General features: G+C 69.1%; 30 protein-coding genes. 17 read left to right on the top strand and 13 right to left on the bottom strand.

The features are described 5' to 3' along the window. Positions 1–112: 112 nt before the first annotated feature. Positions 113–1,024: a M23 family metallopeptidase gene (locus QJS31_RS00730; protein ID WP_306355708.1), complete on the bottom strand. Its 912-nt coding sequence runs from the start codon at positions 1,022–1,024 to the stop codon at positions 113–115. A gap of 266 nt (positions 1,025–1,290) precedes the next feature. Between QJS31_RS00730 and QJS31_RS00725 the strand changes: the two genes are divergently transcribed. From QJS31_RS00725 to QJS31_RS00690, 8 genes are all read left to right on the top strand, one after another. Further along, positions 1,291–1,611: a PepSY domain-containing protein gene (locus QJS31_RS00725; RefSeq protein WP_306355707.1), complete on the top strand. Its 321-nt coding sequence runs from the start codon at positions 1,291–1,293 to the stop codon at positions 1,609–1,611. 78 nt (positions 1,612–1,689) lie between these two features. Continuing rightward, positions 1,690–2,067 (top strand): hypothetical protein, encoded by a 378-nt coding sequence (locus QJS31_RS00720; RefSeq protein WP_306355706.1) that lies wholly within the window; start codon positions 1,690–1,692, stop codon positions 2,065–2,067. 177 nt (positions 2,068–2,244) lie between these two features. After that, on the top strand, positions 2,245–3,426 hold the full coding sequence (locus tag QJS31_RS00715; RefSeq protein WP_306355705.1) for a MoxR family ATPase: 1,182 nt from the start codon (positions 2,245–2,247) through the stop codon (positions 3,424–3,426). A 30-nt stretch (positions 3,427–3,456) separates the two neighbouring features. Further along, positions 3,457–4,425, top strand: coding sequence for a DUF58 domain-containing protein (locus tag QJS31_RS00710; RefSeq protein WP_282784574.1), 969 nt, complete (start codon positions 3,457–3,459; stop codon positions 4,423–4,425). Continuing rightward, complete coding sequence (locus QJS31_RS00705) at positions 4,422–5,432, top strand: VWA domain-containing protein (protein ID WP_282784557.1); 1,011 nt, start codon at positions 4,422–4,424, stop codon at positions 5,430–5,432. The genes QJS31_RS00710 and QJS31_RS00705 overlap by 4 nt, the downstream gene beginning before the upstream one ends. Before the next feature lie 50 nt (positions 5,433–5,482). After that, positions 5,483–6,199 (top strand): 3-oxoacyl-ACP reductase FabG1, encoded by a 717-nt coding sequence (gene fabG1 / locus QJS31_RS00700; protein WP_029928679.1) that lies wholly within the window; start codon positions 5,483–5,485, stop codon positions 6,197–6,199. A gap of 59 nt (positions 6,200–6,258) precedes the next feature. Beyond that, complete coding sequence (inhA, locus tag QJS31_RS00695) at positions 6,259–7,095, top strand: NADH-dependent enoyl-ACP reductase InhA (RefSeq protein WP_029928678.1); 837 nt, start codon at positions 6,259–6,261, stop codon at positions 7,093–7,095. Between the two features lie 43 nt (positions 7,096–7,138). Further along, a complete protein-coding gene (locus QJS31_RS00690; RefSeq protein ID WP_306355704.1) occupies positions 7,139–8,176 on the top strand; it encodes a ferrochelatase in 1,038 nt (345 codons plus the stop codon). A 72-nt stretch (positions 8,177–8,248) separates the two neighbouring features. Here the strand turns inward: QJS31_RS00690 and QJS31_RS00685 are convergent, their stop codons facing one another. Both QJS31_RS00685 and QJS31_RS00680 read right to left on the bottom strand, forming a co-directional pair. Further along, on the bottom strand, positions 8,249–9,400 hold the full coding sequence (locus QJS31_RS00685) for a DUF5925 domain-containing protein (RefSeq protein ID WP_306355901.1): 1,152 nt from the start codon (positions 9,398–9,400) through the stop codon (positions 8,249–8,251). Between the two features lie 68 nt (positions 9,401–9,468). Then, positions 9,469–10,290: a thioesterase family protein gene (locus QJS31_RS00680; protein WP_306355703.1), complete on the bottom strand. Its 822-nt coding sequence runs from the start codon at positions 10,288–10,290 to the stop codon at positions 9,469–9,471. A gap of 267 nt (positions 10,291–10,557) precedes the next feature. Here QJS31_RS00680 and QJS31_RS00675 point away from each other — a divergent pair, with 267 nt between their 5' ends. Further along, positions 10,558–11,061, top strand: a complete 504-nt coding sequence (locus QJS31_RS00675) for a DinB family protein (RefSeq protein WP_306355702.1) — start codon at positions 10,558–10,560, stop codon at positions 11,059–11,061. On the opposite strand, the gene QJS31_RS00670 is transcribed toward QJS31_RS00675, so the two are convergent. Further along, a complete protein-coding gene (locus QJS31_RS00670) occupies positions 11,040–11,447 on the bottom strand; it encodes a hypothetical protein (RefSeq protein ID WP_282784568.1) in 408 nt (135 codons plus the stop codon). The genes QJS31_RS00675 and QJS31_RS00670 overlap by 22 nt on opposite strands. 55 nt (positions 11,448–11,502) lie before the next feature. Here QJS31_RS00670 and QJS31_RS00665 point away from each other — a divergent pair, with 55 nt between their 5' ends. Continuing rightward, positions 11,503–11,754: a hypothetical protein gene (locus QJS31_RS00665; protein ID WP_282784570.1), complete on the top strand. Its 252-nt coding sequence runs from the start codon at positions 11,503–11,505 to the stop codon at positions 11,752–11,754. A gap of 212 nt (positions 11,755–11,966) precedes the next feature. Here the strand turns inward: QJS31_RS00665 and QJS31_RS00660 are convergent, their stop codons facing one another. Together QJS31_RS00660 and QJS31_RS00655 are read right to left on the bottom strand one after the other, a co-directional pair. Beyond that, a complete protein-coding gene (locus tag QJS31_RS00660) occupies positions 11,967–13,748 on the bottom strand; it encodes an HNH endonuclease signature motif containing protein (RefSeq protein WP_306355701.1) in 1,782 nt (593 codons plus the stop codon). Between the two features lie 318 nt (positions 13,749–14,066). Continuing rightward, complete coding sequence (locus QJS31_RS00655; protein WP_282786205.1) at positions 14,067–14,360, bottom strand: hypothetical protein; 294 nt, start codon at positions 14,358–14,360, stop codon at positions 14,067–14,069. A 320-nt stretch (positions 14,361–14,680) separates the two neighbouring features. On the opposite strand from QJS31_RS00655, the gene QJS31_RS00650 reads away from it, so the two are divergent. Then, positions 14,681–15,172: a hypothetical protein gene (locus QJS31_RS00650; RefSeq protein ID WP_306355700.1), complete on the top strand. Its 492-nt coding sequence runs from the start codon at positions 14,681–14,683 to the stop codon at positions 15,170–15,172. A 75-nt stretch (positions 15,173–15,247) separates the two neighbouring features. Beyond that, positions 15,248–15,487, top strand: coding sequence for a hypothetical protein (locus QJS31_RS00645; protein ID WP_143981136.1), 240 nt, complete (start codon positions 15,248–15,250; stop codon positions 15,485–15,487). A gap of 156 nt (positions 15,488–15,643) precedes the next feature. Here QJS31_RS00645 and QJS31_RS00640 read toward each other — a convergent pair whose 3' ends face one another. Next, positions 15,644–16,798, bottom strand: coding sequence for a TDT family transporter (locus QJS31_RS00640; RefSeq protein WP_306355699.1), 1,155 nt, complete (start codon positions 16,796–16,798; stop codon positions 15,644–15,646). A 70-nt stretch (positions 16,799–16,868) separates the two neighbouring features. Between QJS31_RS00640 and QJS31_RS00635 the strand changes: the two genes are divergently transcribed. After that, positions 16,869–17,771 (top strand): LysR family transcriptional regulator, encoded by a 903-nt coding sequence (locus QJS31_RS00635; protein WP_306355698.1) that lies wholly within the window; start codon positions 16,869–16,871, stop codon positions 17,769–17,771. Here the strand turns inward: QJS31_RS00635 and QJS31_RS00630 are convergent. Continuing rightward, entirely contained in the window at positions 17,750–17,938 is a 189-nt protein-coding gene (locus QJS31_RS00630; RefSeq protein ID WP_282786453.1) for a hypothetical protein, read from the bottom strand. The two genes, QJS31_RS00635 and QJS31_RS00630, sit on opposite strands and share 22 nt — an antisense overlap. Before the next feature lie 29 nt (positions 17,939–17,967). On the opposite strand from QJS31_RS00630, the gene QJS31_RS00625 reads away from it, so the two are divergent. Then, on the top strand, positions 17,968–18,330 hold the full coding sequence (locus tag QJS31_RS00625; RefSeq protein ID WP_282786451.1) for a metalloregulator ArsR/SmtB family transcription factor: 363 nt from the start codon (positions 17,968–17,970) through the stop codon (positions 18,328–18,330). Further along, a complete protein-coding gene (locus QJS31_RS00620; RefSeq protein ID WP_282786449.1) occupies positions 18,327–18,827 on the top strand; it encodes an SRPBCC family protein in 501 nt (166 codons plus the stop codon). The genes QJS31_RS00625 and QJS31_RS00620 overlap by 4 nt, the downstream gene beginning before the upstream one ends. A gap of 57 nt (positions 18,828–18,884) precedes the next feature. Here the strand turns inward: QJS31_RS00620 and QJS31_RS00615 are convergent, their stop codons facing one another. The 5 genes from QJS31_RS00615 to QJS31_RS00595 form a co-directional block, all read right to left on the bottom strand. Then, complete coding sequence (locus QJS31_RS00615; RefSeq protein ID WP_306355697.1) at positions 18,885–19,760, bottom strand: cyclopropane mycolic acid synthase family methyltransferase; 876 nt, start codon at positions 19,758–19,760, stop codon at positions 18,885–18,887. Positions 19,761–19,970: 210 nt separating this feature from the next. Then, positions 19,971–20,519 (bottom strand): hypothetical protein, encoded by a 549-nt coding sequence (locus QJS31_RS00610; protein WP_372341523.1) that lies wholly within the window; start codon positions 20,517–20,519, stop codon positions 19,971–19,973. 41 nt (positions 20,520–20,560) lie between these two features. Beyond that, positions 20,561–20,869, bottom strand: a complete 309-nt coding sequence (locus QJS31_RS00605; protein ID WP_306355696.1) for a hypothetical protein — start codon at positions 20,867–20,869, stop codon at positions 20,561–20,563. Between the two features lie 34 nt (positions 20,870–20,903). Further along, the gene (locus tag QJS31_RS00600; RefSeq protein ID WP_306355695.1) at positions 20,904–21,716 is read right to left on the bottom strand and encodes a hypothetical protein; all 813 of its coding nucleotides are present in this window, start codon (positions 21,714–21,716) and stop codon (positions 20,904–20,906) included. A gap of 338 nt (positions 21,717–22,054) precedes the next feature. Next, positions 22,055–22,867, bottom strand: a complete 813-nt coding sequence (locus QJS31_RS00595) for a DUF3097 domain-containing protein (protein WP_282784842.1) — start codon at positions 22,865–22,867, stop codon at positions 22,055–22,057. Positions 22,868–23,219: 352 nt separating this feature from the next. On the opposite strand from QJS31_RS00595, the gene QJS31_RS00590 reads away from it, so the two are divergent. Together QJS31_RS00590 and QJS31_RS00585 are read left to right on the top strand one after the other, a co-directional pair. Next, positions 23,220–23,651, top strand: coding sequence for an NfeD family protein (locus QJS31_RS00590; RefSeq protein WP_029928649.1), 432 nt, complete (start codon positions 23,220–23,222; stop codon positions 23,649–23,651). A 3-nt stretch (positions 23,652–23,654) separates the two neighbouring features. Next, positions 23,655–24,914, top strand: a complete 1,260-nt coding sequence (locus QJS31_RS00585; RefSeq protein ID WP_282784838.1) for an SPFH domain-containing protein — start codon at positions 23,655–23,657, stop codon at positions 24,912–24,914. The last annotated feature ends 90 nt before the right edge of the window (positions 24,915–25,004 follow it).

The following is a 25,004-nucleotide window of genomic DNA, read 5'->3' as shown; positions in this document are numbered from 1 at the left end:
CTCGGTCATAGTTCAGGTGTGTGGGCGCCCGGCGCTACTGCGCTGGCGCGGCTGCATGACTCCGTGCGAGCGGGCGGAGTGGCGCAGGGCAGGGGAGACACTTCCGGTGTGGTCAGTGTGCGCCCCAGCGCTGTTCCATGAGTACGCCCTTGGCGGCGAGCCAGGAGACCGGGTCGATCTTGTTGCCGTGCTGGTCCCAGATCTCCAGGTGCAGGTGGGGGCCGGTGGACTGGCCGCGGTTGCCGACGGTGGCGATCACGTCGCCCGCGTTCACCCGCTGGCCCTCGGCGACGTAGATGTCGTTGACGTGGCCGTAGACGGCGGTGGTGCCGTCGTCCTGGAGCACACGCACCCAGAGTCCGAAGCCGTCGGCCGGTCCGGCCTCCACGACGGTGCCGCCCAGCGCCGAGTGGATCGGTGTCCCCAGCGCGTCGGCGATATCGACGCCGTAGTGGAACGCGCCCCAGCGGCTGCCGAATCCGGAGCTGATCTGGCCACCCACCGGCAGTACGGCAGGAGCGGCGATGAAGGGTGCGGGAGCGGGCGCGGCGGGGGCGAACTGCTGCTGGAGCTGTTTGATGGTCTGCTCGGCCTGCGCCAGCGGTGCGGCGATCTCGGCCGGGAGCCCGGCCAGGCCGAAGGGCGTGGCCGCCGGTGCCGGAGCGGGTTGCGCGGGCGGGGCGATCTCGGTCGGGGTGGGCGGCATCTGGTTGGTCACCGCGGCGACGGTGGCGTCCACCGCGGCCTGTAGCAGCTCGGGTGCGGACGGGATGTCCAGCGGCACCGGATCGGCGACCGGATCGGCCTCGTCGACGGGCGTCGGGGGAGCGGCGACCGCGGCGGCCGGAGCCAGCTGGGCGACCGTGGTGAGCAGCGCTCCCGCCGCCACCGCCACACCCGCGACGGCCCTGACATATCCGCCCGAACCGGAGTCGGCGCGATGACTGGTGGATGTTCCGGCCTCGACCGCACCGAGCAGGTCCTGGACGGAAAGGGAACCGGAGGTCTCTCGATGCAGCGACACAGCACGTCCTCGGTAGATCAGCGACAGCGCCCGAACTCCGGAGTCGCCGACGCTGGCGGTCCGGTGTGGGAACGTGTCGAAAACTGTACCCACGCGTGACCGTTCTGTCGCCGTTTCTCGATGTTTCTTTCCACGATGCTTCCGCCGAACCTCCCGAACGTTCGCGCATGAACCGCCGCGACGGTGGTAGTTCCGTCCGCGAGGGCGCGAAAGATCGATCCCGCCGCGCCTGCGAAATCCCGGAGTACGAGCAAAGGAGCATCATCGTGACGGTCACGATTCCTCGCGGCACCGACGGCCTGCGCCGATTCTCGTTCGGTGTGGTGCTGGCCGCCGCCGCGCTCGGCGCGGCAGCCGCACCCGCCGCCGCGGTACCCGCGGTGCAGCCCGCGGTCAGCGATCAGGAGGCGCTGCGGGCCGCCCAGGACGCGCTGATGGGCGCGACCGTACAGTCCATCGAACTGGAGATGGCCGACGGAACGCCGACGTGGGAGGTCGACGTGGCGACCCGCACCGGCGCCGAATACGAGGTGCAGATCGACGCGACCACCGGCATGGTGGTGTCGGTGGAGGAGAGCGCCGACTGACCCCGTGCCGCCCGCGCCGGGACACGCGCACCTTGCGGTGACAGGCATTTCGCGCGCATCGGTGAGACCGTGCCCGGTATGACGTGCTATCCGACCGAGACGCAGACGATTTCGCTCACGATGGAGGTCGCCGACGCGATCTCCGCGGCGGTGAACGCGCGTGCGGTGGCCGAGACCGGCGTGGAACTCCCTCCGCTGGTGTGGGTTTGGCACCAGGGCGTGTATTCGCTGCCCTGCGCCGAGCATCAGGAGGTGGAGTTCCGCGGCCGGGTCGCGCCGCGCGACCAACCCGAATCCACCGAGCGGCACCTGCGCGAGTGGGCCGCCGCGCTGCGCCTCACCGAATCCACCACCGGTGTCGAGCGCACCCATGGCCGCCGCACGTATACGGGTGTCCTGGCGGGCTCGCGCATTCGGATCACCGGCCGCGTCGAAGCCACCCGCTCGGCGGCCTGAGAACCATCGCACACCGAATTGCGGGCGGGACGGGCCGTCGATCGGCGCCCGATCCGAACACTAGTGAAGCCGTCGATTCGCAAAAAACAGCGACTCTTCCCGAACCGGGTGCGGCACCGGCGCGCGATACCTGGAATAGTTGGGACCAGCACGCACAAGACCGAGGCGAAAGCGGGGATGTTGGTGACTTCGAGTGATGGTGTGAACGCGGTAAGTACGGTGAAGGAGTCGCCGTCGGCACCCAGCACCCTCGAGCGCGATGTCCAGACCCTGGAAAAGGCGATCTATGAAGTGAAGCGGGTGATCGTCGGTCAGGATCGGCTGGTCGAACGCCTGCTCGTCGGTGTGCTCGCGCGCGGACACGTCCTGCTCGAGGGCGTGCCCGGTATCGCCAAGACCCTCGCCGTGGAAACCTTCGCCCGGGTGGTCGGCGGCAGTTTCTCCCGGGTGCAGTTCACCCCCGACCTGGTGCCCACCGACCTCATCGGTACCCGCATCTACCGGCAGGGCAAGGAGGAGTTCGACACCGAGCTGGGTCCGGTCGTCGCCAACTTCGTGCTCGCCGACGAGATCAACCGCGCACCCGCCAAGGTGCAGTCGGCCCTGCTCGAGGTGATGGCCGAGCGGCATGTCTCCATCGGCGGCAAGACCTACCCGATGCCGAACCCGTTCCTGGTCATGGCCACGCAGAACCCCATCGAGAGCGAGGGCGTCTACCCGCTGCCCGAGGCGCAGCGCGACCGCTTCCTGTTCAAGGTGGTCGTGGACTACCCGTCGGTGGAGGAGGAGCGCGAGATCATCTACCGGATGGGCGTCACCCCGCCGGAGCCCAAGTGCATCCTCGAACCCACCGAACTGGTGCGCCTGCAGCAGCTGGCCGCCAACACCTTCGTGCACCACGCCTTGGTCGACTACGTGGTCCGGGTGATCGCGGCGACCCGCAAACCCGCCGATTTCGGTATGCAGGATGTGGCCGGGTGGATCGCCTACGGCGCCTCGCCGCGCGCCAGCCTCGGCATCATCGCCGCCGCCCGCGCCGTGGCCCTGATCCGCGGCCGCGACTACGTGGTGCCGCAGGATGTGGTCGAGGTGGTGCCGGATGTGCTGCGTCACCGCCTGGTGCTGTCCTACGACGCGCTCGCCGACGAGGTCAGCCCCGACGACGTGATCCGCCGGGTGCTGCAGACGGTGGGCCTGCCGCAGGTCGCCCCGCAGGCGGTCGCGCCGGGCAGCCCGCAGACCCCCATGCCCGCCCCGCAGCCCGGCATGGCTCCGCACGGCGCGCCGCAGCAGCATCCGGCTGCGCCGCAGCCGCCCAACGGCCAGATGTCGGGCGCGGGCCAGCCGCAGCCGAAGTAGGTGGCCACGGAACCGGTTGCGCCCGTGACGATGTCGAACCTCAGCGGCAGCTCCCATGCCCCGCCCTCGTTCCGGTCGGGCAGTCTCGACGACCCGAAGCTCGCGGCGGCGTTGAAAACCCTCGAGCTCACCGTGCGCCGCCGCCTCGACGGCGTACTGCACGGCGACCACCTGGGCTTGATCCCCGGCCCGGGATCCGAACCCGGCGACGCCCGGATGTATCAGCCGGGCGACGATGTGCGGCAGATGGATTGGTCGGTGACCGCCCGCACCACCCACCCGCACGTCCGCCAGATGGTGGCCGACCGTGAGCTGGAGACCTGGCTCGTGATCGACCTGTCGGCCAGCCTGGACTTCGGCACCGCGCTGTGCCAGAAGCGCGATCTCGTCGTCGCCGCCGCGGCGGCGGTCACCCACCTCACCAGCGGTGGCGGCAACCGGATCGGCGCGGTGGTCGCCAACGGCGAGCGGCTCATTCGAATTCCCGCCCGCACCGGGCGCATTCACGCGCAATCCATGCTGCGCACCATCGCCACCACCCCGCACGCCCGCGACGGGGTGCGCGGTGATCTGCGCGGCGCCATCGAGTCGTTGCGCCGACCGCAGCGCAAACGCGGTCTGGCCGTGGTGATCTCGGACTTCCTCGGCGATATCGACTGGCAGCGCAGCCTGCGCGCCATTTCGGCCCGCCACGATCTGCTCGGGGTCGAAATCCTCGATCCGCGCGACCTGGAACTGCCGGATATCGGCGATGTGGTGCTGCACGATCCGGAGACCGGGCGCACCCGCGAATTCAGCGTGACTCCCACGCTGCGCGCCGACTACGCGCGCGCCGCGCAGCAACACCGCCAGCAGGTCGAGACCGCGCTGCGCGGCTGCGGCGCGCCCGTGATGCCGCTGCGCACCGATCGGGACTGGATCGCCGATGTGGTCCGGTTCGTGTCCACCCGGCGCCATACCTTCGGCGCCCCGAATTCCGGGCGGGTGCCGCGCCAGTGACTTTCTCACTCTCGAATTTCGAACATATCGGCTGGCTGTTCTTCCTCCTCGTGGTGGCGGCGTTCGCGCTGGGCTATGTGGTGGCGCAGCGGCGGCGGCAACGCCATCTCATGACCTTCTCCAATATGGAGATGCTGGAGAAGGTCGCGCCGAAACGGCCCGGGGTCGGGCGGCATGTGCCGATCGCGTTGCTGCTGGTCGGCCTGACGGCGCTGACCGTCGCGGCGGCCGGACCCACCGCGGCGCAGAAGGTGCCGCGCAACCGGGCGACCGTGGTGCTGGTCATGGACGTCTCGCTGTCCATGGAGGCCACCGACGTGCCGCCGAGCCGCCTCCAGGTGGCGCAGCAGGCGGCCAAGGAGTTCGCCGACGGCCTCACCCCCGGCATCAATCTGGGCCTGGTGACCTTCGCCGGTACCGCCTCGGTGCAGATGCAGCCCACCACCAAGCGCGAGGCGGTGAAGGCGGCCATCGACAACATCAAGCTGTCCGAGCGCACCGCCACCGGTGAGGGCATTCTCACCGCGCTGCAATCCATCGACACCCTGGCTGCGGTGCTGGGCGGCGCGGAGACGCCGCCGCCCGCGCGCATCGTGCTCATGTCCGACGGCAAGCAGACCGTGCCCGACGACAAGGACGTCGACAATCCCCGGCACGCCTTCACCGCGGCGCGGCTGGCGAAGGAGAAGGGCGTGCCGGTCTCGACCATCTCCTTCGGCACCACCTGGGGCACGGTCGAGATCCCGGACCAGGACGGTACGGGCGCACAGCGGGTGCGGGTGCCCGTGGACGACGATTCGCTGCACGAGATCGCCACGCTGTCGGGCGGCGAGTTCTATTCCGCGTCCAGCCTGGAGGAACTGAACCAGGTGTACGACACCCTGGAGCAGCAGATCGGCTACGAGATGACCATGGGCGATGCCAGCCGACCGTGGCTGATCCTCGGCATGCTGGTGACCGCCGCCGGCGTCGTGACGGCTCTGGTCTATCGTCAGCGCCTGCCGTAATTCGCCTACCGCGCGCCGAGCCATCACTACGAACAGATAGGTTGACTCATATGTCGAACTTCACTTCCCGGTCGGTACTGGTGACCGGCGGTAACCGCGGCATCGGACTCGCGGTCGCCCAGCGTCTGCTCGCCGACGGACACAAGGTGGCCGTCACGCATCGTGGGTCGGGGGTGCCGGAGGGTCTCTTCGGCGTGAAATGCGATGTGACCGACAGTGAGTCGGTGGATGCCGCCTTCACCGAGGTGGAACAGCATCAGGGTCCGGTGGAGGTGCTGGTCGCGAATGCCGGCATCACCGACGACACGCTGCTCATGCGCATGAGCGAGGAACAGTTCACCCGCGTCATCGACGCCAACCTCACCGGTGCGTTCCGCTGCGCCAAGCGCGCGAATCGCGCCATGCTGCGGGCCAAGTGGGGGCGGATGATCTTCCTGGGGTCCGTGGTCGGCATGGCCGGTCAGGCCGGTCAGATCAACTACGCCTCGTCCAAGGCGGGCGTCATCGGTCTGGCGCGGTCGGTTACCCGTGAGCTGGGTTCGCGCAGCATCACCGCGAACGTCGTCGCGCCCGGGTTCATCGAGACCGATATGACCTCGGAGCTGCCGGACGATCTGCGGGATATGGCGAAGAAGTTCATTCCGCTTCAGCGTCTCGGCCAGCCCGAGGATGTCGCCGCGGTGGTGAGCTTTCTGGCCTCCGAGGATTCGCGCTACGTCTCCGGCGCCGTCATCCCCGTCGACGGCGGCATGGGCATGGGCCACTGAGGCCCGCTCCCGATCCCACAGGCCCGCAATACTTGTCAACGAGGAGAACCGACCAACCCATGAGTGGACTGCTCGCCGGAAAAACCGTCCTCATCACCGGCATCATCACCGATTCGTCGATCGCCTTCCACGCGGCCCGGGTCGCGCAGGAACAGGGCGCGAAGGTGATCATCACCGGTATTCCGGAGCGACTGCGGCTGATCGACCGCATCGCCAAGCGCCTGCCCCAGGAGGTGCCCCCGGCCATCGGCCTCGATGTCACCGACGAGGTGAACCTGGCCGACCTGCCCGCCAAGCTGCGCGAACTGGCTCCCGAGGGCATCGACGGCGTGCTGCACTCCATCGCGTTCGCGCCCAAGACCCTCATGGGTCCGGAAGCCGTGCCGTTCCTGCAGGGCCCCGGCCCGGACGCGGCCAAGGCGTTCGAGATCTCGGCCTGGAGCTACGCCTCCCTGGCCCGCGCCGTGCTGCCGGTCATGAACGAGGGCGGCTCCATCGTGGGCATGGACTTCGATCCGCGCACCGCCATGCCGTACTACAACTGGATGGGCGTGGCCAAGGCCGCGCTCGAATCGGTGAACCGGTATGTGGCGCGAGAAGTGGGCGAGGCCAAGCGGATTCGCTCCAACCTCATCGCCGCGGGCCCGATCAAGACCCTGGCCGCCAAGGCCATCGCGGGCACCGCCACCGATGACGCCAAGCAGTTGAACATGCTCAACACCTACTGGGACGGCGCCTCACCCATCGGCTGGGACGTGGACGATCCGACCGTGGTCGCCAAGTCCATCGCGGCGCTGCTCTCGGACTGGCTGCCCGGCACCACCGGTTCCATCATCTACGTGGACGGCGGCGCGTCGCACAACACCTGGTTCCCGGAGAACGGTTTCGGCGACTAGTCCGGATTGCGATAGGCGAGATTGCGATAGGCGAGGAGGATCCGTGGCTGTCGACGCACTGCTACTGCTGTCCTTCGGCGGCCCGGAGCGCCCCGAGGACGTGATGCCGTTTCTGGAGAACGTCACTCGGGGCAGGGGAGTGCCACCCGAACGCCTCGCCGAAGTCGCCGAGCACTATATGCACTTCGGCGGGGTATCGCCGATCAATGCGCTCAATCGCGACATGATCAAGGCGATCGAGGCCGAATTCGCCACGCGCGGTATCGAACTGCCGGTGTATTTCGGCAATCGGAACTGGCATCCGATGGTCGAGGAGACCGTGGAGCGCATGCGCGCCGACGGTGTCCGGTCGGCGCTGGTCTTCCCCACCTCCGCATGGGGTGGGTATTCCGGGTGCCGTCAGTATCACGAGGACATCGCGCGGGCGCGGGCGGCGGTGGCGGATGCGCCGGAGCTGGTGAAACTGCGTCAGTTCTTCGACCATCCGCTGTTCATCGCGGCCGTCGCCGACGGAATTCGCGCGGCGCTGGGCGAATTGCCGGACGATCGGCGGGATCGGGCGCGGCTGGTGTTCACCGCGCATTCCATTCCGGTCTCGGCCGACCGTGCCGCCGGTCCGCCGGGGGAGAGCGGCCTGTACAGCGCGCAGGTCGCCGAGGCGGCGCGGCTGGCGGCGGCGGCCGTCGGCATCGACGAATTCGATGTGGTGTGGCAGTCGCGGTCCGGGCCGCCGCAGGTGCCGTGGCTGGAGCCGGATATCGTCGATCACCTCGATGCGCTGCACGAACGCGGGGCGGACGCGGTGGTGGTGTGCCCGGTGGGGTTCGTGTCCGATCACCTCGAGGTGATCTGGGATCTGGACAATGAGGCCAAGGCGCGCGCGGACGAATACGTTATGGCGTTCGCGCGGGCCGCCACACCCGGTACCGATCCGCGCTTCGCGGAAATGGTCGCCGCGCTGGTGGAGGAGTACCGGAGTGGGGCCGAGCCCGTGCGCTCGAGCGCGATGACCGCCCTGGGCTGCACTACGAACGGCGCACCGTGCGTTCCCGGCTGTTGCGAGCCGCCCGCGCGCCGCTGAGCGGTACGGGCGTTCGCGCCGTGCCACGATCGGCGCGGCGGGTGGGCCGACAGGCGGAAGATCAACACCTGCTCACAGGTAGCCGCCCGCCGTCGGTGCTGTGGGAACGGCCTGGATGCGATCCGTATCATCGCGTGCGGCAATGAGTTCCGCGAGGGTCATGCCGTCGGAGCCGACCACCGGCCGCGGGCGGTCACCGAGTTCGCGCGCCAGCCACGCGGTGGCCTCCGCGAACCCGAGCGGGCCGACCTCCAGCTGGGCCAGGCATCGACCCGGCCGCACCACGGCCGGGTGCAGGCGGGACAGGTTCTCGTTGGTGGTGATCGCCACCAGCACATCGCGACCCTGTCCGAGCATGCCGTCGGTCAGGTTCAGCAGCCGCGACAGTCCCTGTCCGGTGGTCTCCTTCGCGGAGCCGCGGATCAGTTCGTCGCAGTCCTCGAGAACGAGCAGCCGCCAGCGCCGCTTGTTCTCGTCGTAGGTGTCCACGCCGATGGCGACCTCCATCAGGTAGCCCGGATTGGAGAACAGCACCTCGGGGTCGAGCACGCAGTCCACCTGGCACCAGTCCGCCCACTCCCGCGCCAATGCCCGCAGCGCGGACGTCTTCCCGGTTCCGGGCGGCCCGTGCAGCAGCAACAGCCGCCCGCTGACCTCCTCGGCCCGCATCGCCATCAGTCGGCCCAGTGCGGCCGCGACATCGGCGCTGTAGTTGCGATCGACCTCCGCCCACGCGTCGGCGGTGATGGTGCGCTCCCGCCGCTGCGGCCCATGAGCACCGTTGTGCCAGAAGCCCATCGACACCCGACTGGCATCCGGCTCCGGCTCGACGGTGGCGTCGGCGCTGCACGCCGCGACGACCGCACGCGCCAGTTCCGCACTGCTGGCACACACATCCAGCGACGCACTCCCGGTCTTGCGCCGCACCACCCGCAGCGTCCACCCCGTCCCGACCGACAGCACCGCCTCGGTGCCGTCGTCATCACTGGTCCGCAGCACCCGCGCATCCTCGGGCCGCAACGGCGCATCCGGCTTCACATGCTCCAACTGCACCGACACCGCATGCGGCTGCTCCCCACCGAGAAACGGCGCCAGCCCCAACGCGTCGATCACATCGCGGGGCGAATCGGAGTCGTCGAGATTCATCACCCACGAGAGCGCATCGGCCACCGACCCGGCGTTCTCCACCCGATCGATCAACCGAAGACGTTCCTGCGGATTCATGGTCACCCGACGATGATCCGCACAGACCGACATCGGGTCCACCGAATTTCGGAAATTCGTCCGGTAACTCAGTGCAGGGTCGGGGCCGGGATGGATCTGGATTCGGCGAAGGCGGCCATGTCGACCTGGCGGCGGGCGTTCGAGATTCCGGTGATGACGGCTGTGCCCAGGGGGCCGTGGCGGTCGTACATGGTGGCGGTGGCGACGACGATGCCGTTGGCCGAAACGTGGTCGCGGGCCCGGAGTCCCACCTCGTGGCCTTCGGGGAGGCGGGCGAGGGTGACGGTCACATCGCTGTTGATATAGCCGACACCGTCGGTGCCCCAGTTGCACACGAGGTTGGTGGCGTCGCCGACGAAGGCGGCGCGCTGGAACGGGGAAATGGGCTCGCCGTCGACCAGGGCGGGGAGGTTGTACCAGACGCTCTTACGGTCGCTGTTGCGGCCGGAGGCGAAATCGCCGGTCCAGTCGGCGGATCCGGATTTGAACAACGGGGGATCGCCGTGCTCACCCGCCAGCCGTCGCGCCGGAACCGGTAGATCCCGCACCGGTTCCCACACCTGCCCGGGCGGCGGCTCGGTGACCGCCAGGTACATCACGCTCGCCCGTGCGTGTACGGTGCCGTGCTGCACGATCGACGTATCGACCACTCGCACCCGATTCCCGTCGCGGACCACCTCGGCGTGCACGTCGATCGGTTCGTTGAGCACCGGGCGGAACAGATCCGCGGTGAACCGCGCGGGAAGGAACCCCGCCGGAGCATGGAACTCGGCTTCGCGGGCCAAGAGCCCGCACACCGCCGTCCCGGCCAACTGTCGAGCGGACCACGCGCTCTCCGCCATCTCGGTGGCACGATAACGCCCGTCGACCACGGTGAAGAACGCCGTCATCCGCTCAACTCCTTCTACGGGCGAACCTTATGTATTAGAACATGTTGCAGAGCGGGGGTTCGTGGGTGGTTCGCGCCTACCGAGGCTGGGAACCAGGTATGGTTCAGGCAGGCATATCGCCCACGCTCGGTCCGCCATCCGCGGCGAGCAACTCTCTCCCGGTCGTTCACCAGCGCCGGATGCTTCCCTTCTCCCCCGATCGGCCGCTGAGCGGTCACGCCGCGCCATCGAGGGCCATTTGCTGCCACAGAACGGAGTTGAGAACCCATGACCACCCACCGAATCACGAATGGCGTCGAACGCACGCTCCTCGAGAACACCCTCGACCGCAACCGCGAAGCACTCATCGCGACCGCGCGCGGCCTGTCCGACACCGACGCCCGCCGCCGACTCGTCACCTCGCTGACGACGCCGATCTCCCTGCTCAAACATGCCGCCGCCGCGGAACGAATCTGGTTCCAGCGTTTCTGGGCTGGACTCGACGCATCCGAATGCGACGGCTACGCGCACCGCGACGAGGGCACCTTCACCGTCACCGCCGACGAGTCACTGGCCGACGTCATCGCCGAATTCCAACGCGCCAGCCAGCGATCCCGCGAGATCGCCGCCCACTTCGACCTCGACGACATAAGGGACATCCCGCAGGAGGGCACGATCAGCCTCCGGTGGACCCTGCTCGCCATGATCGAGGAATTCGCCCGGCACGCGGGCCACGGCGATATCCTGCGCGAACAGATCGACGCGGTCGATCATGGCCCGCGCAACCGGTGAAAGCGGCCCCCGACATGCAGGGCTGCCAAGAGCAGCGCCGTGACGACGATGGGGGCGTAGTACAAGGCCACCGGTAGGCCGAGAATTGCCGACAGCGATATCAGCCCCACGGTCAGCAGGGCCGCAGCGCTCCACTCTGCCGTGCGGGTCGGGTTGAGTGCGGGCAACGCGGATATCGCGGTCGAACAGGCGATCAGAATTCCGAGTCGCCAACCGTAATGGGCGAATAGTGAACTCGTGCATGCGGTATCGGCGTTGATGATTTCGCAGGTGCTCACCTGATAGAAGGGCTCGGATGCGACGAAGAAACCGTAGCCGCACACTACGAGCGCGAATACCGTCCACACGGCCCGCACGCCGATGGTTCCGTCGACCCGCACGTCCATCCCTCCTTCTTGCCGAACCTCATTATCGGTTCGGTTCGTTACTACACTGCTATCCGTGATCGCGGCAGTGTCCTTCGTCGTCGTGCTGAGTGTTCTCGCGGTGTGCCAGGTCGCGCTGGCGTGCGGGGCTCCTTGTGGAGCGTTCGCGTGGGGCGGCGGTCGGCGAGTTCTCCCCGCGCGCTTGCGGATCGCCAGCGGCATGAGTCCGCTGTTGTACGCGGCCTCCCGAAGCAAGCCGGAGCGCTACGTCATGACGCCCGTCTCGCTGGCGCTGACGGTGACGAGTCTCCTGGTCGCCTTGGGGTGAACCGCTGACGCTCACTGCGAACGGCCGCCCTGGTACACGATGAAGAGTGGTCCATGCAGCGGGTGCAGGTGGTGTTCGCGATTCCGCAGGGCGTGTAGAGGGCGGATGGTCCTGGTTGCAGGGCCAATTCCGCCGCGCGGCACGGGTATTCGCCGTGCGGGTGCGCTGCTGGTGTGCGAATCGCTGAGAACCCAGGGCCTTGCGGGGCGGCACTATTCGCGGGCGCGCTGGGGTTCGCGAGGATGCCGGGCTTCGCGGTCGTGGCCGGATTCGTGGTACCTGGACTCGTGGCCGTGGCGGGATCTGTGGTGCTGGGATTCGTGACTGCCGCCGGGTTCGCGGTGTCCGTACTCGTGACTGCCGCCGGGTTCGCGGTGTCCGTACTCGTGACTGCCGCCGGGTTCGCGGTGTCCGAGCTCGCGACTGCCGCCGGGTTCGCCGTGGCCGAGCTCGCGACCACCACCGGGTTCGCGGTGCAGGGATTCGCGACCATGCGGCTCGCACGCGGGGTAAGACTCCCGGCGGCGGGATACGCTCGTGCGGTCGGCCAGTAGCCGGGCGCGGCGGCGGTTCACGCTCACGGCGAGTACCTGTTCGGGGTGATGGAACCGATTCACCCGCGGTCGCCGTCGCGGATCCACCGAGACCGGTGGACAGAACGCCGTCCGCCCCGCATCCACGCCACCAGCCGGGACACGGTGGGTGGCCCACCCGCTCGGATCCTCCGGGTCGGCGGTGATCTGCGCATGATGGGCATCGCACACCAAAGTGAGATTGTCGATATCGGTCGGGCCGTTCGCCGCCCACGGGATCAGGTGATGCATCGCGCACATCGTCGCCGGAGCCGAACAGTCGGGGTGGGTGCAGCCACGGTCGCGGGCGATGGCGGCCAACCGCTGCCACGACGACGCGATCCTTGCGCCTTCTCCCAAATACAGGGGCTTGCCTTGAGTTTCGTCGAAGAGCAGCAGCAGCGGGATCGAGCCCTGCGCCATCCGCCACGCTTCCCGCACCGGGATCGTCGTCCCCGACGCCGCCCGCGCCACCCCCGCACCCCGCAGCAGGTCGGTGACCGACATCGTCAGCACGATCGAGACCGGCAGGCCGCGATGTGCGCCCAGGTTGTCCGGCCCGCTGGCGGACAGGAACGCTGTCAATGCGTCGTGGCGCCGCTGCGCCGGAGTGCGCACATCACGCCCGACCGCGGCCGCCAACCGGTTCGGGTCGAACCCGTCGGGATCATGCACGCCGAGTTGGGGGCTGTCGGGGTCGTCGGGCATACACATGCCCGGCCGCGCCCATTTCGCGAATATCGTGTCGACCATGGCCCGCAGTTCGGGATCGAAACAGCCCTGGAACGGGCTCATCCCGTCCAGGCGCTGTTCCCCGAACGTCGCCGCCCGCAGGCGGGCGCGGTCCTTGGCGGTGGTGAGTGTCCCGTCGGGGTCGAGATAACCCAGGATTCGGTCACCGACCTTGCCCACTATCTCCGGCGTCCCGGCGCGGGCGGCGTCGGCGAGGTGTTCCTCGGCGACCGCGCGGTGTTCGGTGTCGACCGCGTCGGGGATGCGGTCCATCACCCGCATCACCGCCCGCGCATGATCCCCCGAGATCACCCCCGCAGCCAGGGCGGCCGCGGTAGCGGGCAAACGGGGTTCACACTTCTCCCCGTAGGCACTGGTCATCACTCCCAACTGCGCGGCACCCTTCACCCGCGCGACGGCATCGGCCTTCGCTAGCCGCAGGGTTTCCACCAGGTACCGGTACAACCCCACCGATCCGGTCGTGGTCCACAACTGTCGGTCGTTGATCTCGATCACGTGTCGATGCCCTACCGTCTCGAGGCGACGGCGACACGCTTCCAATCCCTGGATGCGGGCAGCGAATGCGGTGTCGGTGAATCCGGTCAGGTCCTCGGCCAGCAGTGTGTCGATCGCGGTCGCCAGTGCGGCGAGCGCGGAATCGCACTGCTGGATTTCCCCCTCCGAATTCATACAGCTATTCTACCGCGAAACCTATTGCGGCAGAATTGAAAAGAGAATGTGAATCAAACAGCTTCACATGAGAATCCAATTCTTCCGTGTGCTTTCGGCCTGCTCGTCATATTTCGATTCGTGCGTTGGCGAGCAAGACTCAGGGCATTCACTCTCGCTTCCTTCGATATCGGAACCCGGCACTTCGAGATAGGCTGCCACCTTGTACCGGAATATCGATCCTGATCGATGCCTTGCGCGCGACATCGCTGTAGGAGAGGGTGCGTTCGCTCTGGTGTTGAACGGGCTGCGTCGGACGCCGTACCGAGTGCCGGATGGTTAAGGCTGGCTGCCCGTGGGGCGTTGCGCGGGGGCGGGGCGGCGGTAGCGTTCGGTTTCGTCCGATATTTCGGGCAGTTCCGTGCCGGGGCTGCGATGGGCGGGCCATTGGCCGGTGTCGAGGGGCTTGGACACGACCGGTGGCAGCGGGTACATCGGTGATTGGGGGCGATCGTGGTCGATGGTGGGGGCGAGGATGGCGAACGCGCCGGTGACCAGGGCCACGGCGGCCGCCGCTCCCAGTAGCTGTCTCGCCCACCGCAGCCAGCGTGGCCAGGGGCGCGGCTCGTTCATCGCACAGTCCCGTCGTTGTTCTGTGGTTGCTGAATCGGACTGGCGGTCAACGTGTTACGTGCGAGGGGAGCGGCGGGGGTCGCCGGTCGGTGGCGGCGGTTACGATGTCGCCACTATCGACCGGAGGGGAGCCCCGCATGTCCACACCCGAGCACGAGCAACGGATTCCGCAACCGCCGCAACCGAATCCGGGGGCAACGCGGTGGATGGGGCACGATGGCGGTCGGTCGCCCGTAGGGGCGCGGCCGGGGCAGTACCCGCCGCCGAGTGCGGGGTCGCGGCGTTCCGTGGGCGCGATCGTCACGGCGATGGTCTGCGCGATGGTCGCGGTCGCGGGGATCGGCGCGGCCGGTCTGGCCTACACGCGGTACGCCGACGAGCGGGACAGCGCGACCACCTTGCGCCAGGAAGTACTCGAGGCTCAGTACGTCGATGACCGGGAACAGGCGGCGGTCGAGGCGACCCGCGCCTTCGTGACATTGGTGAGCACCTACGACCACACCGATCTCGACTCGTACTTCGACAGCGTGCTGGCCGCGACCACGGGATCGTGGCACGAGTCGTTCGCCGGAAGCAGCGGGGCGCTGCGCGACGCGATGGTGAATGTTCAGGTCAGCAGCCGTCTCGACGAGGTGCACTGCGGCTTCGTATCGATGGCGGGCACGACCGCCCGCACGATCGCCATCGCCAAGCAGACGCGCGGTAATGCGACGGTCGAGTCGGAGAGCCTCACCCTGCCGATGGTCGTGACGCTGGAGGAGCAGGCGGACGGTCGGTGGCTGGTGAGCGAACTGGATTCCCCAGCGCTGTGAAGCCGCCGCACCACCGATAGCATCTCGGGACAATCGGCGGCGCGCCGCCACGAGCCGGATGGTGGGTGAGAATCAATGCAGGGTCGGGCCTTCGGGACGCCGGACTTCTTCGTGTGGGCCCCGGTGCTGGGGCTGTTGGAAGCGGCCGCCATCTGTGTGGTCATCTTGCAGTCGACGGCGGTGGCGCTGGCCTTGATCGCGGCGGCCGTGGCGCTGGTCGTCTTCGAGTCCTGGGCGAACCGCCCGACGGTGGCGGCGCGCCCGCAGCCGCGCCCGCGGCCGAACAGCCACAACCGCCCGACGCGCCGCGCCTGAGCGCGGATGCCGCCGGGCGCATCGGCCCGGTCCGAAAGGCACGCGCCGCAATGATGCAGCGAGTGCAAGGCGGCAGAGTGTGCGGAAATGCGTGGTGCGCCGAAACGATTGGGTTCCGGCGCGATCGCCACTTGTCGAATCACCGTGTGCCGCAGGTCAGGCGGCTACCGGAGCGGGCGGCCGGAGCAGTTCGCCCGCGCGGATTCCGGCGAGGGTGCGTCCGGCGACCACGACCCATGCGCCCACCAGCAACGCGTACAGTCCCACCGCGGCGACGGCGAAGAGATCGGCCCCGGTATGGGCATACAGTGCACTGCTGCCGGTGACGCAGGTACCGACCGGGAAGGTGAAGCCCCACCAGGTGAGGTTGAAGGGCATGACCGTGCGGTGCCGGAGGGTGACCGCGAGCGCCAGACCCAGCCACAGCATGGCGAATCCCCAGACGGCGACGCCGAATACCACCGAGAAGACGAGCAGGCCCCGGGCGTAGGGATCCGGCAGCGCGACCGGAGCGGCATTGGCGAGCATCCCGGCGGCGGTCACCGACTGGCCCAGCGGGCCGAGCACGATCCACACGGTGGCCACCGATTCCGCGGCGGGCGGACCGTGGTGCAGCAGCCGCGACCAGATCAGGGTGATGGTGATGACGGCGGCGATGAGGCTCAGCCCGAACATGGCCAGGCAGGCGAACATCATGGTCAACCGCGGTTGGCCAGCGGGGAGATGCGGGATCAGCAGCGCGCCGGTGGCGGCGGAGACCATGGGCGGCACGACCGGCATGAGCCAGCCACCGAACGCGGCCTCGGGGCGGCTGGGCTGTCCGCTGATCATTCGATAGGGGATGACCAGCGCGGTCAGCAGACCGAGTACGGTCCCCGCCGACCACAGCACCCAGTCGACGGCGACCGCGGCCCGCATTCCGATCACGTCGGAACCCAGCAGCAGGGTGCCCGCGCCGACGGTCAGCAGCGCCATGGGCGGTGCGCCGTAGAAGTGCGCCATGACCGGATGGCGACCGTGTGCCCGCGCCGCCTCGGGATGCCGCATCCAGTGCACGGCGAAGGCACCGGCGACCACGACGAGCAACGCCGCGGCCAGCGCCCAGGCGGCGGTGGCGGCCCCGCGCAGCCCGTGCGGCTGCCAGGGCAGGGTCACCGCGGCGGTGGCGACGATGCCGGTGCCCATGACGGCGGCGAACCAGTTCGGCCCGATATGCCGGAAGGCGTCGGAGCGCTCGACCCGCGTCCATCGCACCGACCGGGTGCGGTGCCGGGGGCGGAACACGGCGGGGCGGGGGAGTGTGCTGGTCATGGCTCCAGCGTGCGCCCGGCACAGCGCCCCCGGTAGCGGTCGCCCGCCGATGGGTCCATAGACTCGTTCTATGCCCCTGTCGCCGCGAGTGCCCGATGTGGCCGCCCTCGACCTGTTGCTGTCGGTGATCGAACTGGGCAGTCTCGGGCGTGCGGCGCAGGCGCACGGCATCAGCCAGCCCTCGGCGAGTTCCCGCATTCGCTACCTCGAGCGACTGGTCGGTGTGCCGGTGCTGGAGCGCACCTCACTGGGGTCGCGTCCGACCGCCGCGGGATCGCTCATCGCCACCTGGGCCCGCGAGGTGGTGGACGCGGCCGCACGCCTGGACGCCGGGATCGACTCGCTGCGGGCCGAGCGGGATTCCCGGCTCCAGGTGGCGGCCAGCCAGACCGCGGCCGAGTACCTGTTCCCGAAGTGGTTGATGTCGCTGCGCGCGCGGCAGCCCGCGACCACGATCGCCCTGGAATCCGGGAACTCCGCCGAGGTGGTGCGCGCGGTGCTGGACGGGCGGGTCGATATCGGCTTCGTCGAGAGTCCGACGGTGCCGCGCGATCTGGAGGGGCATATCGTGTGCCGTGACCGCCTCGTGGTGGTGATCCCGCCCGGACACCGGTGGGCTCGGCGCACCGCACTGACCGTCGACGATCTCGCGGCGACCCCGCTGATCTACCGCGAGTCCGGGTCCGGCACCCGTATCTCCTTCGAGCGCGCCATGCGGCGCGTCATCCCGGACTGGCAGCCCGACGTCCTGTTGGAGCTGTCCTCGACCACCGCCATCAAGACGGCCGTGGCGACCGGGCTGGGTCCGGCCGTGCTCAGCTCGCTGGCCGTGGCGAGTGAACTGGCCGAGGGAATCCTGTTGTCGCCCACCGTGGCCGGGCTCGAGCTGGAACGGCCGCTGCGTGCGGTCTGGCCGCGCGGGCAGCGCCCGACCGGTCCGGCCCGGGACCTCTACGCCATCGCCCGCGCGTAACGCACTTCGGGCGGATCCTTCGCCGCGAACGGCGCGAACGGCGCGAACGGCGCGAACGGCGCGAACGGCGCGAACGGCGCGAACGGCGGGATCGCCGCGAACGGCGGGATCGCCGCGAACGCCGGGATCGGCGTGTCTCCGGTCGTATGATGCCGGGGCCTGGTCAAACGCGTAACCAATCGGTTACGCTTCAGGGGTGGACGAGGTGGCCGCCGCGATAGCCGACCCGGTACGCCGGGAGATCCTGCACCTGCTGCGCGCCGAGCGGCGCACGGCCGGTGCGATCGCGTCGCATTTCCCGATCAGCCGCCCGGCCATCAGCCGTCACCTGCGCGTGCTGCGGGAAAGCGGACTGGTGCACGACGAGCTCGTGGGGCGGGAGCGCTACTACAGCCTCGATCCCGCACCGCTGCGCGAGATCGCGGACTGGATCGCGGAACTCGCCAGCGTCGACACCTGGGAACGGCGTCTCGACGCACTCGAGACCGAAGTCTTCCGCACCCGGCGCGACCGGCGCACCCGCCCGGCCGAGCCCGACACCGAGGAGAACACCGCATGACACCCCAACCGAACGGTCGCCTGCTCCGCACCGCAGCGGGCCGCGACCTGGTTCTGACCCGGAACTTCCGCGCGCCCATCGAGGACGTGTGGGCCAGCGTCACCGAATCCGAACGCACCGCCCGCTGGTACGGCTCCTGGGAGGGTGACGCCGGGCCGGGGCGAACCATCAAGGTGCGCATGCTCTTCGAGGAGAACCAGCCCATCTTCGACATGCACATCGACACCTGCGAACCACCCCGCCACCTGATCCTGCGCACGACCGACGACCTCGGTGAATGGGTGCTCGAAGCGGTGCTCACCGCGCGGTCCGACGGTACCGAACTCACCTTCACCCAGCACCTCGCACCGGGAGTCGCCGCCGCGGACGTCGGCCCCGGCTGGGAGTACTACCTGGATGCGTGGGTAGCCGCCGAACACGGTGCGGCGCAACCGAGCTTCGACGACTACTACCCGTCCATGAAGCGTTACTACGAGCAGCAGGAGCAGCGGGTGTGACGCCTCGGGCCTGCGGACCGGTGGATCGGGACGTTCCGATCCACCGGCCGCCGTCCGCTATTTGACGCAGGTGAACTGCATGACATCGATGAGCCCGGAGCGGAATCGGGCCGCGCAACCGGTCAGATACCGAATGTAGGTGTCATAGGTTTCCTCGCCGCACAGCGCGATGGCCTCCGCGCGGCGTTGCCGCAGCGCCGCGGCCCAGTGGTCCAGGGTCTTGGCGTAATGCGGTTGCAGCGGGTGAATCCGCTCCACCGTGAAATCGGCGGCCTCGGCGAATTCCTTGACGCCGCCGAATGCCGAGCTGGCCGGAAACGGGAGGCACCCGCCCGGGAAGATCTCCTTCCGAATGAACTTCAGGAAATCGACATCGTCGCGGGTGTAGGTGATGCCGTGATCGTGCAGATGTCCCTGTGTGTACATGACGATGGTGTGCAACAGCATTCGACCCTCGTCGGGCAGCGCGGCATAGGCGAAGTCGAAGAAGTCCGCGTAGCGCTCCCGCCGGAAGTGCTCGAACGCGCCGATGCTGACGATCCGGTCTACCCGCTCGTCGAACTCCTCCCATCCCTGCACCCTGACCTCGGCGCGGCGACCCGAGGGCCGCTGGTCGAGCAGCGATTCGACATAGGCGTGCTGGTTGCGACTCAGGGTCAGGCCGATGACGTTCACGTCGTATCGCTCCAACGCCCGCACCATGGTCGATCCCCAACCGCAGCCGATATCGAGCAGTGTCATTCCCGGCCGCAGGTCGAGCTTTCCGAGCGCGAGGTCGATCTTGGCCAGTTGTGCCTGTTCGAGGGAATAGTCCGGGCGCTCGAAATATCCGCAGCTGTAGGTGCGGGTCTGATCGAGGAACAGGAAGAAGAATTCATCCGAGAGGTCGTAGTGCGATTGGACATCGGCGAAATAGGGCGTGTGTCGACTCATGCGGTACCTCCGAGATTCGTCCACGGGCAGGCGGGATTCGATCAGACATGCGGGGACCGAGCGATATGAGCCGCCGCGGACTGCCGGACGGTAGCGCGGCGGTGCGATTCGGTGCAGGAGTATAGGCACGTCGGGAGGCCGACGACCGCTCGCCGCGCGGGACGCGGGCGGTGAATCCCGCCCGCGTCCCGTGCGCGTCATCGGAGATGTCTACGGTGTCGTCGGCTCCGGATACGGCCAGGTGAAGCCGATCGCATCGCCGACGCGGAGCGCCCGCCAGCGCGGAGCCAGCACATCGAGGCGATCGACGATCCGTTCGAGGGCGGCGCGGTGTGAGTCGTCCAGTTCCGCCTCGGCGGCGGCCCAGGAGGGGCGCCGCGCCGTGGGGTCGTGCCGCCGCGCCCAGTAGACCAGGCACAGCCCGGCGAGTCGCTCGGACAGGTTCATTTCGTTGTCGCCGTCGTGATCGGTGAGGCGCAGCCGGTCCTCGCGCTGGCGCTGTTTGCGGGAATGGCGGCGGGCGGCGCGGGCATCCTGCGCGCCGGTGGACACCGGGCGGAACGCGCCGCCACCGCGGGCGGCGCGACCGAACACCCCAGCGGTCAGGCCGAGCTCACATTCCACCAGGTAGTGCGCCAGATCGTGCGGGACGTCATCGTGATATCCGGGAGCCGGATCGAGTTCGCGGGCACCGTGCGCGGCATCGGTCACCACCGTCGCATAGCGACGCTGGCCGGTGCGTTTGAACATGACCTCCACCCGAACCACGGTAGGACGGGGTCGTGGGCCCGCGCATCCGATTATTCGGCGCGGTCGCGCGCCAGCTCGTCGACGATCTCCCAATCGTTCGGATGGCCCTGCACCGACGGGTCGTAGAGCACGACGAACCAGAACCGCTGCGGGGCCGAGAGCGGGAACGGGCCGACGCTCAGCTCCTCGGAGGTGTAGCGGTCGTCGCTCATCATGCGAACCCAGATGGGTCCGCCCTCCTGGCGGTCGATCCACTTCTGGAAGACCGAGCGGGACGGTTTGGCGGCCATGATGACCGAGAGCAGCGGGAGCGCGTCGAGCTCGTCGACGGTGGAAACGAACCGTAGGGCGTCGTTCATGGCTCGATCTTCCCGCACGGCGGGCGCGTCCGGGTCAGGACCCGGCAGCATGGACCGCCGCCAGCCGGGCACCGCGGATCGCGTTCCAGAGCGGGCGCAGCAGGGTCTCCTGCGCGGCGGCCGCACTGGCGGAGGTGGGTGCGGAGGCGGGCTCGCGTTCGGCCACGGTCAGAATGGCGGCCACCTGGTCGGCGGTGTCGAGAATGCGCCGGGCCCGCAGCGGCATGGAGTCCGGGTAGCGGTGTTTGGAATGACTCGCCAATTCCGCCTCCACCAGTTCGCGCGGTCCCGCCGTACCGGCGCCGAGTCGGGTGGTCTGTAGTCGCTGCAGCGCGTCGGCGGCCTCGCGCACCGCCTGCCGCATGGTGAATTCCGCCTCGCCCAAGGGCATATCGGGTTCGGCGGTCGGCGGTATGGGGGTCGCGTAGACGGTCCACCGCAGGGTGTCGTCGTCGGACCACGTCGGCACCAGGCCGGTGCCGTGGCCGCCCGGCGCGCCCAAGAGCAGCCCCTCGCCGACCTCCATTGCGGCGGACGCGAATTCGGTACCGCTCGGCAGGCCGCGCACATCGCCGGGGACCGGCAGCACCAGCCGCGCCCGAGCGCTCGGGCCGGCCACGGCTTCCCGAATCAACTTGAGCAGCACCATGATTCCGGCGCCGTGCGCGTCGAGCGAGTCGTCGGACGCCCAGGGCAGCCCGGTGTGACCGCCCGTGACGGGGTCCCCGGCGGCCACGGTCTGCCGGGGCGCCCAGGCGCGCAGCGCGTCCAGCACGTCGTCGGGGGCGCTGTGCCCGGCCAGCCAGGAGCCTGCCCAGACCGTCAGCGTGGCGCTCGGGGTACTCATTCTTCGAGGATAACTGGAGGGCTGCGGACCGGGCGCGCGGAGCGGGAAGCCCGGTGGGCGGCCGAGGTCCGGGAGCGGCGGGCATGGCCACCGCACGCCGGAGATCCGACAGCGCACTCGGCGTTGAGGCGCGAGCGCGCATGACACGGTTGTGGCGTGCGATGGCCTTCGACGACCGCGGGTTCCGGTCGACGAGCGGTACCCGACGGCGTAGTGCGGTGCCAGGTGTCCGGCGGTGCGGGTGTTATCACGTCGTACGGCGGTTCGTGGCCATAGGTGGCCAGGCGGCGGGGCACGCCGCAGGGCGCGCCCGGCGAAGGCTGCTGTGTCGCGCGGTCCTAGGCGGGTTCGGTGACGAAGTCGATGAGTCGTTCGACGGCGCCGATGAGCGGACTCTCCAGATCGCGAAAACCGTTGACCGCGTTGTACACCCGCCGCCACCCGTCCTGCGGTGTACCCCAGCCGAGCCGGGTGCAGACGCCCGTCTTCCAATCCTCGCCCCGCGGCACCCGCGGCCATTCGCGAATGCCCAGCGCGGCGGGCCGCACCGCCTCCCACACGTCCACGTACGGGTGTCCGGTGACGAGGACGTGCTCGCCGAGCCCGGTGGTGAGGCCGGTCTCCTTGGAACCGGTTACCAGGTGGTCGACCAGGACGCCGACCCGGCGACCCGGCCCCGGGCCGAACTCGCCCAGCCGCTGCGCGAGATTGTCCAGCCCCTCCAGATGCTCGACCACCACGCCCTCGACCCGCAGGTCGTGCCCCCACACCCGTTCCACGAGGGCGGCGTCGTGCACGCCCTCCACCCAGATCCGGCTGGCCCGCGCCACCCGGGCGCGCAGCCCGTCCACCCGGGTGGACCCGGAGGCGGACCGCGTGGGCTGCCGGGGCGCGGTGGCCGCGGGTTTCACCAGGGTCACCGGCCGACCGTCGATGAGGAAGGCCGCCTCGCGCAGCGCGAACAGCCGTACCCGACCGGCGCGGTCCTCCAGCTTCACGAACTCGCCGTCGTAGCTGCGGTCGAAACCCACTACGGCACCGCAGAATCCGGTGGCAGCGTCCTCGGCGACGAGATCGCGTTCGGCCACCACCTTCGGCACCTCGCGCCGCTGCTTCCGGGTATGGCCCGAGTAGATGTCACCGCCGTACATGTCACGCCCGCTCACCGCATAGAAGCTACCGGTCCGAGCGTGCCGCGCGAGGCAGCGACCCGCGTCCTACGGGAGTGAACCGCGACACCGGCCGCGCCGCGACACCGCACCCTGCGGCGACACCGCGCCGTCGCGCGATATCGGCTGCGCTGGGATGCCGGCTGCGCTGGGATGCCGGCTGCGTCGGGATACCGCGCCGTGCCGCCACACCAGCTGGGCCGCGATACCGGCCGTGCCGCGGACCGGTTGGGTGTGCGGGTCCTCGACGCCGGTGAGGGATCACGCACCGGTATCAGGTCACGTTCGGATTCGATCTCCGCCGACGTAGCGGTAAAAGCACTAGGGTGGAGGCGTGGCCGCAATCATTTGGCTGGTCGCGGGATTGCTTCTCGCGGCGGCGGAGGTACTGGTCGGGGATCTGACCCTGCTCATGTTGGGAAGTGCCGCGCTGGTGACGGCCGGCGTGAGCGGGCTGACGGACACCTCCCTGATCGTCGACGCGGTGGTGTTCGGCATCTCCGCCGTCGCGCTCATGCTGGTGGTCCGTCCGGTTCTGTTGCGCCGCTACGCGGTTCGCCCCGCCAAGCCCATGGGTATGGAGGCGCTGCCGGGCAAGACGGCGCGGGTGCTGGAGCCCGTCGACGAGCACGGCGGGCGGGTCAAACTGGAGGGCGAGGTGTGGAGCGCCCGGCCGCTCGACCCGTCCGATCGTTACGAGGAAGGCGCGACCGTCTACGTCGCGGAGATCGACGGCGCGACCGCCGTCGTGTGGAAAGGGCCGTAAATTATGGCTGTACTCATCGTTGCCGCCGTACTCGTCCTGCTGGTCGTGGTGGTGGTGTTCAAATCGGTGGCGTTGGTGCCGCAGGCGGAGGCCGCCGTCATCGAACGCCTCGGCCGCTACTCCCGCACCGTGTCCGGTCAGCTGACCTTCCTGGTGCCGTTCGCCGATCGCATTCGCGCCAAGGTGGATCTGCGCGAGCGGGTGGTGTCCTTCCCGCCGCAGCCGGTGATCACGCAGGACAACCTGACCGTGCAGATCGACTCGGTGGTGTACTTCCAGGTCACCACCCCGCAGGCCGCGGTCTACGAGATCTCGAATTACATTGCCGCCGTTGAACAGTTGACGGTGACGACGCTGCGCAACGTGGTCGGTGGCATGACGCTGGAGGAGACGCTCACCTCCCGTGACTTCATCAACAGCCAGCTGCGCGGCGTGCTCGACGAGGCCACCGGCCGCTGGGGGCTGCGGGTCTCGCGCGTCGAACTGAAGGCCATCGATCCGCCGCCGTCGATTCAGGAGTCGATGGAGAAGCAGATGAAGGCCGACCGCGAGAAGCGCGCCATGATTCTCACCGCGGAAGGTCAGCGGGAGGCGTCGATCAAGACCGCCGAAGGTCAGAAGCAGGCGCAGATCCTGTCCGCCGAGGGCTCCAAGCAATCGGCGATCCTGTCCGCCGAGGGTGAACGGCAGGGCCGCATCCTGCGCGCCCAGGGTGAGCGCGCCGCCGCCTATCTGCAGGCGCAGGGCCAGGCCAAGGCCATCGAGAAGGTGTTCGCGGCCATCAAGTCCGGCAAGCCGACGCCGGAGCTGCTGGCCTACCAGTACATGCAGACCCTGCCCCTGGTCGCGCGCGGGGACGCCAACAAGGTGTGGATGGTGCCCAGCGACTTCGGCAAGGCCCTGGAGGGCTTCGCCCGCAACTTCGCCACCCAGGGTGAGGACGGCGTCTTCCGCTACGAACCGGCCCCAGACGGAGACACCGGCGAACGTCCCGAGGACGATTCCGACGAGGTCGCCGACTGGTTCGATATGGCCACCGACCCGGCCGCCGAACGCGCGGTCCGCGCCGCCGAGGCCGATGCCCGGCAGCCGGTGGAGGATCCCACCGCCGCCGCACTGGGTCGCCAGCGCGACGCGGGTCAGCGCGACTCCGGTCAGCGCGGTCTCCCCGACCCGTCGCACCAGGTGTCCTACCCGCAGCAGCCGACCTACTACGACCCGCAGCGCCCGGGCCCCCAACAGCCCGGCCCGCAACAACACTGAGCACCGGCTCGAGGAGCGGCGACCACCCCACGTGGCCGCTCCGCTCGCATCCGCGGTGACCGGCTTCGCGGTCGGGGCCGAAGGGGCATC

Source organism: Nocardia sp. CC213A, from assembly GCF_030766805.1.
Taxonomy (GTDB): domain Bacteria; phylum Actinomycetota; class Actinomycetes; order Mycobacteriales; family Mycobacteriaceae; genus Nocardia; species Nocardia otitidiscaviarum.
Note: the sequence above shows the minus strand (reverse complement) of the source record. Positions and strands in the feature narration are given on the sequence as shown.

Coding starts and splice junctions, on each gene's coding strand:
- QJS31_RS00720 (WP_306355706.1), top strand. CDS start 1,690: ATGACGTGCTATCCGACCGAGACGCAGACGATTTCGCTCACGATGGAG.
- QJS31_RS00715 (WP_306355705.1), top strand. CDS start 2,245: ATGTTGGTGACTTCGAGTGATGGTGTGAACGCGGTAAGTACGGTGAAG.
- QJS31_RS00710 (WP_282784574.1), top strand. CDS start 3,457: ATGTCGAACCTCAGCGGCAGCTCCCATGCCCCGCCCTCGTTCCGGTCG.
- fabG1 (WP_029928679.1), top strand. CDS start 5,483: ATGTCGAACTTCACTTCCCGGTCGGTACTGGTGACCGGCGGTAACCGC.
- inhA (WP_029928678.1), top strand. CDS start 6,259: ATGAGTGGACTGCTCGCCGGAAAAACCGTCCTCATCACCGGCATCATC.
- QJS31_RS00685 (WP_306355901.1), bottom strand. CDS start 9,400: ATGAATCCGCAGGAACGTCTTCGGTTGATCGATCGGGTGGAGAACGCC.
- QJS31_RS00680 (WP_306355703.1), bottom strand. CDS start 10,290: ATGACGGCGTTCTTCACCGTGGTCGACGGGCGTTATCGTGCCACCGAG.
- QJS31_RS00675 (WP_306355702.1), top strand. CDS start 10,558: ATGACCACCCACCGAATCACGAATGGCGTCGAACGCACGCTCCTCGAG.
- QJS31_RS00670 (WP_282784568.1), bottom strand. CDS start 11,447: ATGGACGTGCGGGTCGACGGAACCATCGGCGTGCGGGCCGTGTGGACG.
- QJS31_RS00660 (WP_306355701.1), bottom strand. CDS start 13,748: ATGAATTCGGAGGGGGAAATCCAGCAGTGCGATTCCGCGCTCGCCGCA.
- QJS31_RS00655 (WP_282786205.1), bottom strand. CDS start 14,360: ATGAACGAGCCGCGCCCCTGGCCACGCTGGCTGCGGTGGGCGAGACAG.
- QJS31_RS00650 (WP_306355700.1), top strand. CDS start 14,681: ATGGTCGCGGTCGCGGGGATCGGCGCGGCCGGTCTGGCCTACACGCGG.
- QJS31_RS00645 (WP_143981136.1), top strand. CDS start 15,248: ATGCAGGGTCGGGCCTTCGGGACGCCGGACTTCTTCGTGTGGGCCCCG.
- QJS31_RS00640 (WP_306355699.1), bottom strand. CDS start 16,798: ATGACCAGCACACTCCCCCGCCCCGCCGTGTTCCGCCCCCGGCACCGC.
- QJS31_RS00635 (WP_306355698.1), top strand. CDS start 16,869: ATGCCCCTGTCGCCGCGAGTGCCCGATGTGGCCGCCCTCGACCTGTTG.
- QJS31_RS00620 (WP_282786449.1), top strand. CDS start 18,327: ATGACACCCCAACCGAACGGTCGCCTGCTCCGCACCGCAGCGGGCCGC.
- QJS31_RS00615 (WP_306355697.1), bottom strand. CDS start 19,760: ATGAGTCGACACACGCCCTATTTCGCCGATGTCCAATCGCACTACGAC.
- QJS31_RS00605 (WP_306355696.1), bottom strand. CDS start 20,869: ATGAACGACGCCCTACGGTTCGTTTCCACCGTCGACGAGCTCGACGCG.
- QJS31_RS00600 (WP_306355695.1), bottom strand. CDS start 21,716: ATGAGTACCCCGAGCGCCACGCTGACGGTCTGGGCAGGCTCCTGGCTG.
- QJS31_RS00595 (WP_282784842.1), bottom strand. CDS start 22,867: ATGTACGGCGGTGACATCTACTCGGGCCATACCCGGAAGCAGCGGCGC.
- QJS31_RS00585 (WP_282784838.1), top strand. CDS start 23,655: ATGGCTGTACTCATCGTTGCCGCCGTACTCGTCCTGCTGGTCGTGGTG.